Raw genomic sequence first — 11,339 nt, 5'->3', positions numbered from 1 at the left:
TCGTGGACGGCCAGGAAACGGAAATCAAGGGGTTGTGCGAATCCTGCTCGGGCGGTGGGTGACCTTTCGTACCCGCCTCGCAATGCAGTCACGAGCGAGAAAAAAACGCCACGCGTGTATTGTTTTTTAATGAAATGTTATAACATTGCGCGCTGCATTGCATTTAACAGTTTGCGCGCAAAAGTTACTTATCCCGATAGCGGTGGCGTTAGAAGCACCGCCGCAGTGCGGTATTGCTAGGGACAAGGACAACTGGGCGCGATGACGCAGGGGATACCGCGTAGTGCGATGCGACCTATTCAATAACGACAGTCAACTTAATGAAACATCGCACACTTTTCTCTCACGCCGCGCTGCTACTCTTCGCGCAAACAATAGCGGGCCAAGTCTGTGCGGCGCCGAGCGACGGCTCGATAGGCGGCCTCGTCACGGATAGTCTCGGCAAGCCCGTAGCGGACGCCAATGTGGTCCTTCAAACCGCCACCGGGGCGTCGGCAGGAACAACGAAAACCGATGCAAGCGGGCATTTCTCAGTGCAAGACGTCGCGCCGGGGACTTATGCGATCGTTGTCACTGCAACGGGTTTTGCGAGCGGGAGCACCGTCGCCACCGCCAGCCCCGAAACGGCAAGTTCCGTTACCGTCGCGCTCACGACAAGCGACGCGATTGACGTGCGGGTCAGTGCCCAGCGCCTGGACCAGGCACGCAACGGACTGTCGCCGGAAACCGGCAGCAGCGTGTACCGCATTACCGACGCGGACATCCGCAACATGCCGCAAGGCGAAGCGACGCCGCTCAACCAGGTCCTGCTGCAAGCGCCCGGCGTCGCGCAGGATTCATACGGCATGGTCCACGTGCGGGGCGAACACGCAAATCTGCAATACCGGATCAACGGCATCATGATTCCGGAACCGATCTCCGGCTTTGGCCAGTCGTTCGATACCCGCATCATCGACCAGGTGGACCTGCTCACCGGCGCGCTTCCCGCGCAATACGGGTTGCGCACTGCCGGCATCGTCGACATCAAGACCAAGTCGGGCGAAGCGGGCAACGGCGGATCGATAGACATGTACGGCGGCAGCCACGGCACCGCGCAGACCAGCGGCAACGTGTACGGCACCGAGGGCGCGCTGACTTACTTCTTCAGCGGGTCGGCCGGCGTCAACGATCTCGGCATCGAAGCGCCGACCTCGAACGGCTCGCCGCTGCACGACCACACCCGGCAAGGCAATGCATTCGGCTACATGTCGTACCTGATCAACCCGCTTACCCGGGTCAGCGTCGTCTTTGGCACCGCGAGCAACCAGTTTCAGATCCCGAATACACCGGGTCAGCCGACCAACTTCATGCTCAACGGCCAGACCAGTTTCAATTCGGCCGCGCTCAACGAAACCCAGAGTGAACTCAACAACTTCGCGACCGTCGCGTTGCAGGGGACGAACGGCGACAAGCTCGACTATCAGGTCGCGTACTTCACGCGCTATACGCGCACGCAGTTCAACCCCGATCCGATCGGGGATCTGCTCTTTAACGGCGTCGCTTCGCAAGACTTCCGTAGCAATTGGGCCAATGGACTGCAGGGCGATACCACCTACCGGCTGAACAGTTCGCACACGCTGCGCGCCGGCGTGTATTTCGAACAGGACCGCGCGGTCGCCAACGACAGCGTCTCGGTGTTCCCCACTGTCGATGGCGCACAGTCCTCCGACCAGCCCTTCACGATCAACAGCGCGAGCACGACGATCGGCCGGCTCTTCGGCGTCTATGTGCAAGACGAGTGGAAGGTGAACGACAAGCTCATCATCAATTACGGGCTGCGCTACGACAAAATGAACGAAGTCGTCGACGCCAGCCAGTTGAGCCCGCGCGTCGGCGTGGTGTACAAGGCAACGCCGAGCACCACGCTGCATGCAGGCTACGCGCGGTACTTCACGCCGCCCCCTCTCGAACTGATCGCGCCGACCACGGTGGCGCAGTTCAACAACACGACGAACCAGGCTGCGAGTCCGGAAAATATGCCGGTGCAACCCGAGCGAAGCCATTACTTCGATGTCGGCGTAACCCAGCGCGTCAGCTCCGCCGTCACGGTGGGCGTGGATGCTTACTACAAGAAGGCGACCGATCTGCTCGACGAAGGGCAGTTCGGCACGGCCCTGATCAACACGCCGTTCAACTACCGGACCGGCCACGATTACGGCGTCGAATTCACCGCCAACTATAAGGACGAGCATTTTTCCGCGTACGCGAACCTGGCGCTCAGCCGTGCAACTGGCGAAAACATCGTCTCGGGCCAGTTCAATTTCTCACCCGATGAACTTGCGTACATCGCCAGCCATCCCGTCAATCTCGACCACGACCAGTTGATCACCGGTTCGGCGGGCATCGCCTACACGTTTGCGCGCACGACCTACAGCGCGGATACCACCTTCGGCAGCGGTCTGCGCAGCGGCTTTGCGAACACGGACCATGTGCCGTTCTATGTGAATATCAACCTCGCGGTCATCCATCACTTCCAGGCGCCCCTTATCGGCAACTTCGATGGACGCCTGGTCGTGGTCAATCTGCTCAATCGCGCCTACGAATTGCGCGACGGTTCCGGCATTGGCGTTGGCGCCCCGCAGTTCGCACCGACACGCGCTTTCTACGCAGGCGTCACGAAATACTTTTAAGCCGCCCGCGCGGCGTACCGCCGCGTGAGCAGGAACCCACGACACCATGAACGATTTTTCCGAAATGTTTCTCGCCGTGCGCCTGGGCGGATGGGTCATCTACCCCTTGACCGTCCTCGCGGTGGCCGGCCTTGCGATCATCCTCGACAAGGCTTATTCGCTGCACCGCTTCGCGCGAATTCCGGCCCGCATTGACAAACTGATCGAGGCCCCCGTCGTCGATTTCGCGCAGATACGCGCACAGATTGCGGCGCTGCCCGAGCGCCATGCGCTGCTCAGCTTCGCCGCGCCGATTCTCGACGGGGGGAAGGCGCCGATCTGGTGGATCGAGTCACGTGCCGAGACCGCCGCGCAGCATATCGAGCGCGCGCTGAACCGGGGGCTGTGGCTGCTCGAAACCATCGTGACGGCCGCACCTCTGCTGGGACTGCTCGGCACGATCATCGGCATGATGCACTCGTTCCGGCTGATCGGTGGACAGGGCGTGGTGAACCCGACCGGTGTGACGGGCGGTGTCGCGCAAGCGCTGATCGCGACCGCGATCGGCCTGGTGATCGCCCTTGTCGCGCTCTTCGCGTTCAATTATTTTTCCCGGCGGGTCGGCGAGCTGCTCGATCACTTCGAGCGGGTCGGCACACGGCTGATCGGGCAGCTCCGACTTGATCACGAAGATCCGGAAGAAGCGGCGCAACGCCGGCTCGACCGGGAGCACGCGGAAGGGCCGGCGCAGTTGCGGCTCGCCCGTGAGCATGCGCAAGGACCGCGCACGTGAAACTGAAACGCTCAAGACAGGCTCGGCGCGGGAAGATCGAAATCATCCCAATGATCGACGTGATGTTCTTTTTGCTGGCGACGTTCATGCTCGCATCGCTTTCGATGCAGCGGCTTGATTCGATGAAGATCGAATTGCCGGGCGGCCAGGCGCAGCGGCTCAATCTGGACACGCCGCTAACCCTTACCGTCACGCGCGCCGATGCTATCTTCGTCAACCGCCAGCCAGTTCCGCTCGCGGCGCTAGCGGGCGAATTGCGGCCGTTGCTGAAGCCGGACGGTAACCTGGTGGTTGCCGCCGACGACGCCGCGTCGCACGGCGTGGTCGTCAAGGCGATGCTCGAAGCACGGAAAGCCGGCGTGCAGCACTTCCTGATCGCCGTTCACCATGAGTAATGTTGGCCTGAGTAATGTTGGCCGCCGCAGCAACACGGTCTTGCTGGACGAACCGAAAACACGCATCGCCGTTGCGACGGCCTTCGCGTTCGGGTCGTGGTGCGCAGCGCTCGTGCTCGTCGGCGGACTGCTCGTCACGCCTGAGATCACGCCGCCGTCACCTCCGAATCTCGACGCGCAACTCGTTGAAATTGAGCCCCCGCCGCCGGACACAAGCACGCCCGCGCAGGCCGCTCCGGCGCATCCGGCACCGCCGGCGAACATTAAGCGCGCAACGCCGGCGCCGGTGCATCACGCAACTCCTGTACACCAAGAACCGTCCCAGCAGGCGGCCACGCATGTGGCGCCGCCAACTTCACCCTCGGCCCCTGCGGCGCCTTTTGCGGCGCCATCCCCCCCGCCTTCTGCGCCGCAGGCATCGGCTATGCCATCGGAGAGTGTCGCCAATCGTTCACCGGCCGCGACCGACCTCGCCGCCAGCGGCAGCGGCCATACTGGCGCGCGCGTAATCACGCAGCCACTGCCGAAAATCCCGGACGACTTGCGGGAAGCCGCGTATCACGCCATTGCGCTAGCGCGCTTCACGATTCACCCGGACGGCTCCGTCGACGTCGATCTCCAGCAGCCGACGCAACAGCCACGTCTGAATCAGTTGCTGCTCTCGTCGCTGCACAACTGGCGTTTCTTCCCCGCCACCGAGAACGGCAAGCCAGTCGAGAGCCATCAAGACGTTCGTGTCCACCTCGTGGTGCAGTAGCGCACGTCTAGTGTGCGCAGTTCGGACCAGAACCTGCCCACATGACGCGCGCTACGTGCATGCAAGCCAATGCGCGCAATCCATCCCGTCCACGCGGCGAGGTTCATCGTCGGGGTCAGCCACCGCTACGGAAGTGACATCTCCCCGCTGGGCACGTGGGTCGCAAGCAGCGCACTGAGCAGCCTATGGCGACGTGAACGTGATGAAGAGGAATGCAAATCCGAGCGGATTCACCGAACGGATCGCCTCCGCGTCGGGCTCGGATGTGGAGCGCGTCGAAACACGCGCGCTCGCTGAGCGCGAGAAGCATCTTGCGCTCAAGTGTATGGATGTGCGTAGCGCGCCCCTCTCCTGGCTTTGAGGAACTCGCGACTAGACGCTCGGAAGACTGGCCGCCGGGCGAACATTCAGTGGCAGGGCTGAAAAGCATTGGCAGGACAGCGAACTCGGACAAGCCGCTCAGGTCGCCTCGGGAAACAGGAACAAGCGATGCTTGTCACGGTTGCCTTTAGTGACCTCCCCCGTGTCCGCCACCCCCGTGTCCGCTGCGTCCATGTCCGCTGCGTCCACCGCCATGCCAGTGCTCGTAACCGTGCCAATGGTGGTCACCGCCCCGTCCACCCCAAATATTGATCGTCCCATACGCCGGGACGTAGACGGGTCCAGACGGGTATCCATACGCAGAATCGTACGGCTGGGCATACCCACCATCTCCATAACCCGGTGCGACTGCGCAACTACTCACACTTGCTGCGATGCCAAGCATTGCAATAATCCTAAGCACGGTGTTCATCCTAATGGCGAGTTGAGGGAGCGCTTTCGAAGAGCGAGGACTTATCGCCCTCGATCGTTCCCAGGCCCATTATCGATATCTGCGTCTGATGTAGGCATGGCGCGAAAATGTCATTTTTGACATTTCAGGAAGCGCGCATCGGCCCACGCGCCCGATGTGAGCATGCCGCCGAGGGAACGTTTAGCGTCAGCGGGCCGACGGACAGCCTGCAGCAGCGATCCGGGGGGGCGTGTGACGAGCGAGCGGGGATGGCCGACGGCAATACCTCACCCGACGCGAAAGCGGGCAGACTTCCTCATGGTCTCTCCTCACCAGAGAGTTTGCAGAACCATCTATACGGAAGGAAAGCAAATGAGTGCAGCAATACGGTCGCGTGCGCCTTCCGGCGTGACGTGGGACGGCATCGATTGGGCCAAAGTCCAACGGCATGTAAGAAGGCTGCAGACGCGTATGGTGAAGGCGTCACAGGCTGGCCACCACAACAAGGCGAAAGCCCTGCAATGGCTGCTGACCCACTCGTTCAGCGGCCGTGCATTAGCCATGAAGCGGGTGACTGAAAACAAAGGCAGGAACACCCCCGGGGTGGACAAGGTAACGTGGAAAACACCGGCGGCAAAGACCAACGCGATTGCGTCGTTGAAGAGGCGGGGATACTCGCCTCTTCCGCTTCGGAGAGGATTGATTCCGAAGAAGAACGGCAAGACGAGGCCGCTCGGTATACCGACGGTGATTTCATAATGCACCTCTCACAGTTAAGTGTTGGAATGTTGCGGCTTCAGGTGCCCTGAAGTACGCACCCAGTCTCGAAGTTCTTGTTCCTTGGTGCTGTCCAGCGCAATCCACCACCCCCTCCGATCATCAAGCTTACGTGCTTCGACGATACGGCGCTCGATCCAGTAATAGACGACGTGCATGCTGACCCGCAAGCGCCCGGCGAGTTGCTGAACGGTGAGTTCGTCAGGGCGCATCAGGCAAGTCGCTGGAATGGCGTACTTGTAGCGGATCCATTTGATCATGGCGAGCGTAAAAGGCTTGCCATGGGGGCTGCGCAGGCCTTCCTGATTGAGGTGTGCGACGATTTGCAGATCGGACAGCCGCTGCGACAGTCTGCGGACCTGCTCGACGATTGCCGCCGGACAACGTATCGCTTCGGGGCGCGGCTTGGGCAGATTGACAGTGATGTCGTTGCAGACGCCGCCTTGCCAGCGCACATGCAGAACGAGCTGCCGTTGGTCGAGCAATTTCTCCACCGTGATGTCCTTGATGAGGAGTCGCAGCATACGTTTGCGCTCCTTCGCCTGGGTCGTTGGAGCGCGCCACAGGCGTGGCAGATCGCGGGCCAATGCGAGGACCTGGGCCTTCTGCTCAGCCGTGACGACGCGCGCTTTCTGGCTCTGGAATTGGGTGGCTTCCGTCCTGATCGATTCGAGACGAAGCAACGCGTCGTTCCAGCGTCGTTCGAGGGTGCCTGCGACCAACCGGTTGGCGGGGTCGCACTCCTGGTAGCGCCGTTCGGCGAGGGCAGTCTCATATTCTGCGCGCTCGATGCGCATGTGCCACTGACGCATGATGGCGAGGTCGCGGTGCTCAAGCTCCTGCAGGGCAGCGACGGCGAGTTCGAGTTCGGCCGGGCGCAGCGCCGTGAGCACCGCTTCGCCGATCACGTTGTCGAGCAGGTCGCTGCGCACATACACGCAATCCCTGGTCGCCAAACCTTGGTGGCGCTGCCTGCTGCACAGATAGATCGGGCGGATGCCGCCGTGACCCTGGTAGCGTACCGTGATTGCCCGGCCACAGCGTCCGCACACCAGCAGTCCCTGCAGTAACGCGAGCCCTTCGCGCGCCGGGCCACTCAGCAGGGTACCTTCACCGTTCGTCCGGTTGCGCGCCAGGCGGGCCTGATTCTGCTCAAACTCCTCCGGGGTAATGTACCCTTCGTGGTGCCCGGGCAGATGGACGCGCCAGTCGGTCTTCGGAACCGGCTGCACGCGCTTGAGCACCTCTCCCTGTGGTGTGATGCGCTGGCGGTACTGATAGCGCCCAAAGACATAGATGCCTGCATATGACGGATTCCTGATCAATCCGAGCACACGTCCGTGACTCAGTCGTCCCCAGATGAGTTTGCCCGCCCAGGCTCCTCCGTAGGCGCGCTTCGGAAAGCGTAGCCCGTCTTCGGCGAACCGCTTGACGACAGCGTACGCACTACCGGTTTCGCGGAACAGACGGAATACCAGTTGCACGGCGCCGCGCACTTCGTCATCAGGATCCAGGACGATGCGGTCTTCACCGTCATAGCACAGGCCGACTGGCAGCGGAAAGCGCAACTCTCCCTTCTGCGCCTTGTTGAGCTTGCCGCCCTGGAGGCGCCCGCGCAGAAAATGGAGTTCGGCCTGAGCCATCGTGCCTTTGAGACCGAGAAGCAGGCCGTCGTTGAAGTCGCCCGGGTCGTAGCAACCATCGGAGTCGATCACGAGGGTACGAGTGAGCGCACACAGTTCGAGCAGGCGATGCCAGTCCAGGTTCGAGCGTGCCAGGCGTGACACCTCCAGGGCAAATACTGCACCCACTTGCCCCATCGAGACATCCGCCACCAGCGTCTTGAAGTCCTCGCGGCCCGTCATCTGCGCGCCCGAGTGACCGAGGTCCCGGTCCAGCGTACGGATCGCCGTTTCGGTCCAGCCCAATGCAAGCGCCTTGTCCTTCAACGCGTACTGGCGCTCGGTGCTCTCCTGATGGTGCAGCACCTGGGCTTGCGTCGACTGGCGGATATAAATGTACGCCGGCTTGCCCAGATGTTGCGGGGTGATCTTGGGGTTCATCGACGGCCTCCTCACTCGGTTCCAGCGCGGACCCGGCGGTGAGCCAGGCCTCGAGCATGTTGGCGATGAGTACGCCGGCCAGGTGCGGATCGATGCAGTCGGTGAGCGATGGCGTCTGGCTCACCGACGTCCCTTAGATCGCCTCGCGGCGGCGCAGTAGTTCGCGGTTGATCTCGCAGATCTCCTCGATGATCTCGCGAACCCGGTGATAGTTCGCCAGGCGCTCGGTGACGTCGGCGTAATCGTCTTGCGGCACGTAGTCCATTTGTGGCCGGCGGCCGGGAAAGCTCACCGACAGGTAGTACTTGGGACCATGGCCGGGACCGTCGGCACATTTGCAGCCAGGTTTGCCGCAGCGCTTGTAGCGCTCGATGAGCGAGCCCCTGAGCAGCGTGTCCAGAGCCGGCATTTGCCGCAGCAACTGGGCGCGACGCCTGCGCAAGGTCGACGATGGTGTGTCTTGCATGATCAGACCACGTATCTAACTGGTCTGATACTAGGTCAAGAATATCCATTGATCAAGCTCCTTTGGTGGATGACTTCTTCGAGGCCGAAACGGCAAGCTGGTCGATCAGGTCGATCAGCTCTAGCAGCATGTCCAGATCGAAGCGGCACGCGGTGACGCCGGTCGCGTCGTCAACAGAGGGCATGCCCCAGTCGGTCCATTCGCGGGCAATGCTGAAGCTGCCGCGCTCTGCATGACCCAGAAGCAGCGTATCAACCCCGCCGACGCGTCGGGTCTTCAGTACTGGAAAACGTTGACCTTTTAACGGATGGAATGGATGGCAGATCTCAGCCCATCCCAAATACTCGTTGAGCGCTGGTGCAGTTCGCGCTAACCGTCCCTGTGATGAAGTGCCGCGCCATGCAGGCGCTACATCTGCTGGCGCTGGAACCGATCGCGGAGACCACCGCCGATCTGAACTCCTATGGATTCAGGCCGGAGCGCTCAACCGCCGACGCAGGGGCACAATGTTTCAATGTTCTTGCGCAAAAGACGAGTGCGGAATGGGTGCTAGAGGCCGACATCCAGGCCTGTTTCGACAGAATCAGTCACGACTGGATGCTCGCCCATATCCCCACGGATAAGGCGATCCTCAAGAAGTGGCTCAAGGCGGGATTCGTGTACCAGAACGAACTCTTTCCGACTGAGGCAGGTGCCCCGCAAGGGGGAATCATCAGCCCTGTCTTGGCTAATATGACGTTGGACGGTCTCGAAGCCAGGCTGGCGGAGAAGTTTCCGAAGGCAAGGCGGGCAGGCTTGAAAATGAACATGGTGCGTTACGCGGACGACTTCATTATTACAGGCAATTCGAAAGAATGGCTGGAACAGGAGGTCAAGCCCGTAGTGGTTGAATTTCTGGCGGAACGCGGGTTAGTCCTCTCGCCAGAGAAGACCAGAATAACGCCTATCAGGGAGGGGTTTGACTTCCTCGGATGGAACATTCGCAAGTACAACGGCAAGCTGCTGATGAAGCCGTCCAAAGCGAACGTCAAAGCGCATCTTGACAAAATCCGTGAAGTTATCAAGGCCAACAAGACGGCTAAACAGGCCAATCTGATAAGGCCGCTCAATCCGGTATTACGTGGATGGGCGAATTATCACAGCCATGTAGTCGCCAAGGAAACCTTCGTTCGGGTTGATACCGAAGTCTGGTCGATGCTATGGCGATGGGCGGTAAGAAGGCATCCGAACAAGGGAGCCCGCTGGCGCGTGCTGTGACCACCAGTATCAATGATGGGAATAGGTCGAGTGGGCGCCCACGATCGTCGTGGGTGCACTCGCCTGCGAAGACCCATTCGACACGCCACCCGCGTCGGTGTTGCCCGATGCCGTGACGCCCTGCGCGTTGAGGTGGGCCTCTGCCGTCTGGATATCAGCCGGATAATTCAGTTTGCTCGGCCGGTAGCCGGCCTGTTCCAACCTGATCAGGTCCGCCTGTACCCGTCCGCGTCACTGGCACACTCGCGTCCTGAGCGAAGGACATGGTTGGGAGTGCGAGCAGCCCAGTAACCAGGGCAGCATAAAAATGCGACTTCATCGTGAATTACCTCGTAAATATGGATTTGGTGGGCTTCGATCGGTGATCGAAACCACTGATCTCCTTCCTCGCCGCAACGGGAGTGAGCAACAGTTATTTTGCATAGCGAAGGTGGACGAGTCCTGACGCCCGCATTACATCCACGTCATGTTTGGATTTGGATGTTTGGATTTGGATGTTTGGATTTGGATGCCCGGAGTGAGCCGCCACTTGTTCCTTGCATCTATGAGACGCGAAGGTTCACCGAACACGACAGGGGGCAGGTCACACGTGTCGCAATAGGCCGACGGACCGTCGGCAGAAAAATGGCTATGTGACTGACCCCGAGGCCGGAAAGCCGCGAATTTATGCGTTTGGCTTTGCGTACAAGACGTGACCGGATAAGTGTCCCGATTCATGACTTTTTTGTCATCTCCCGTCCATTTTGACGCAAGGATGTCTTTCTATAATTATGCTTCTTTCGAAAGCACTGCCGGGGCGACGCCAATAGAGTTGCCAGTATTGGCATTTGATTGACTCTGCCTCAACGCGATACGCTGCGCAGACGCAATTAGCGTCATGTACTATCTGCATTGAATGCACGACTTGCTGTGCGAGAGGGTTTTCATCATGCGTATCCTGATCGTCGAGGACGAACCGAAGATGGCCTCGTACCTTCGCAAAGGCCTAATGGAGGCAAGCTTCATCGTCGATGTATCTAACGATGGCAACGACGGTTTGTTCCTCGCGCTCCATGAAGACTACGATCTCATCGTACTCGACGTCATGCTTCCGGGCCTCGACGGGTTTGAGGTGCTCAAGCGCTTGCGCGCGCAAAAACGCACACCTGTGCTCCTCCTGACCGCGCGCGATGCGGTCGAAGACAAGGTCGCCGGACTTGAATCGGGGGCGGACGACTATCTGGCGAAGCCGTTCGTCTACTCCGAATTTCTTGCGCGGATTCGCGCGGTGCTGCGCAGACCCACGCAATCGGTCGACACCGTGCTGCGTGTCGGCGATATGGAAATCGACCTCGTCAGGCGCCGTGTGCGTCGCGGCAACGTACGCATCGACCTGACTGCGCAGGAATTCACGCTTGTGAAACTGCTCGCC

General features: G+C 60.6%; 13 protein-coding genes. 8 read left to right on the top strand and 5 right to left on the bottom strand.

The features are described from left to right. Positions 1-320: 320 nt before the first annotated feature. The 5 genes from GNZ13_RS35680 (at position 321) to GNZ13_RS35660 (ending at position 4,954) form a co-directional block, all read left to right on the top strand. Positions 321-2,669, top strand: coding sequence for a TonB-dependent receptor (locus GNZ13_RS35680; protein ID WP_172173377.1), 2,349 nt, complete (start codon positions 321-323; stop codon positions 2,667-2,669). Between the two features lie 64 nt (positions 2,670-2,733). Continuing rightward, complete coding sequence (locus tag GNZ13_RS35675; RefSeq protein ID WP_236002331.1) at positions 2,734-3,441, top strand: MotA/TolQ/ExbB proton channel family protein; 708 nt, start codon at positions 2,734-2,736, stop codon at positions 3,439-3,441. Then, on the top strand, positions 3,438-3,836 hold the full coding sequence (locus GNZ13_RS35670) for an ExbD/TolR family protein (RefSeq protein WP_172173371.1): 399 nt from the start codon (positions 3,438-3,440) through the stop codon (positions 3,834-3,836). Before GNZ13_RS35675 ends, GNZ13_RS35670 begins: the two co-directional genes overlap by 4 nt. Then, positions 3,829-4,593 carry an energy transducer TonB gene (locus tag GNZ13_RS52965; protein ID WP_236002330.1) on the top strand — a complete coding sequence of 255 codons (765 nt, stop codon included), beginning with the start codon at positions 3,829-3,831 and terminating at the stop codon, positions 4,591-4,593. Before GNZ13_RS35670 ends, GNZ13_RS52965 begins: the two co-directional genes overlap by 8 nt. A gap of 202 nt (positions 4,594-4,795) precedes the next feature. Further along, the gene (locus tag GNZ13_RS35660) at positions 4,796-4,954 is read left to right on the top strand and encodes a hypothetical protein (RefSeq protein WP_172173368.1); all 159 of its coding nucleotides are present in this window, start codon (positions 4,796-4,798) and stop codon (positions 4,952-4,954) included. A 98-nt stretch (positions 4,955-5,052) separates the two neighbouring features. On the opposite strand, the gene GNZ13_RS35655 is transcribed toward GNZ13_RS35660, so the two are convergent. Beyond that, a complete protein-coding gene (locus GNZ13_RS35655) occupies positions 5,053-5,295 on the bottom strand; it encodes a hypothetical protein (protein ID WP_172173365.1) in 243 nt (80 codons plus the stop codon). 442 nt (positions 5,296-5,737) lie between these two features. Between GNZ13_RS35655 and GNZ13_RS35650 the strand changes: the two genes are divergently transcribed. Further along, on the top strand, positions 5,738-6,124 hold the full coding sequence (locus GNZ13_RS35650) for a reverse transcriptase N-terminal domain-containing protein (RefSeq protein WP_172173362.1): 387 nt from the start codon (positions 5,738-5,740) through the stop codon (positions 6,122-6,124). 14 nt (positions 6,125-6,138) lie between these two features. Here GNZ13_RS35650 and GNZ13_RS35645 read toward each other — a convergent pair whose 3' ends face one another. The 3 genes from GNZ13_RS35645 to GNZ13_RS35635 form a co-directional block, all read right to left on the bottom strand. Beyond that, positions 6,139-8,205: a recombinase family protein gene (locus GNZ13_RS35645; RefSeq protein ID WP_172173359.1), complete on the bottom strand. Its 2,067-nt coding sequence runs from the start codon at positions 8,203-8,205 to the stop codon at positions 6,139-6,141. A 133-nt stretch (positions 8,206-8,338) separates the two neighbouring features. Continuing rightward, positions 8,339-8,671 (bottom strand): DUF6788 family protein, encoded by a 333-nt coding sequence (locus GNZ13_RS35640; protein ID WP_168788186.1) that lies wholly within the window; start codon positions 8,669-8,671, stop codon positions 8,339-8,341. Between the two features lie 52 nt (positions 8,672-8,723). Beyond that, on the bottom strand, positions 8,724-9,011 hold the full coding sequence (locus tag GNZ13_RS35635; protein ID WP_172173356.1) for a Y4bD/Y4pK family protein: 288 nt from the start codon (positions 9,009-9,011) through the stop codon (positions 8,724-8,726). Positions 9,012-9,055: 44 nt separating this feature from the next. On the opposite strand from GNZ13_RS35635, the gene GNZ13_RS35630 reads away from it, so the two are divergent. Then, a complete protein-coding gene (locus GNZ13_RS35630) occupies positions 9,056-9,928 on the top strand; it encodes a reverse transcriptase domain-containing protein (RefSeq protein ID WP_172173380.1) in 873 nt (290 codons plus the stop codon). Between the two features lie 9 nt (positions 9,929-9,937). On the opposite strand, the gene GNZ13_RS53980 is transcribed toward GNZ13_RS35630, so the two are convergent. Continuing rightward, on the bottom strand, positions 9,938-10,129 hold the full coding sequence (locus GNZ13_RS53980; RefSeq protein ID WP_328807346.1) for a hypothetical protein: 192 nt from the start codon (positions 10,127-10,129) through the stop codon (positions 9,938-9,940). Positions 10,130-10,856: 727 nt separating this feature from the next. Between GNZ13_RS53980 and GNZ13_RS35620 the strand changes: the two genes are divergently transcribed. Beyond that, the coding region (locus tag GNZ13_RS35620) for a response regulator (RefSeq protein ID WP_172173351.1) at positions 10,857-11,339 on the top strand (483 nt) is incomplete at its 3' end.

The sequence above is a fragment of the Paraburkholderia elongata genome (assembly GCF_013177735.1).
GTDB classification, from domain to species: domain Bacteria; phylum Pseudomonadota; class Gammaproteobacteria; order Burkholderiales; family Burkholderiaceae; genus Paraburkholderia; species Paraburkholderia elongata.
Note: the sequence above shows the minus strand (reverse complement) of the source record. Positions and strands in the feature narration are given on the sequence as shown.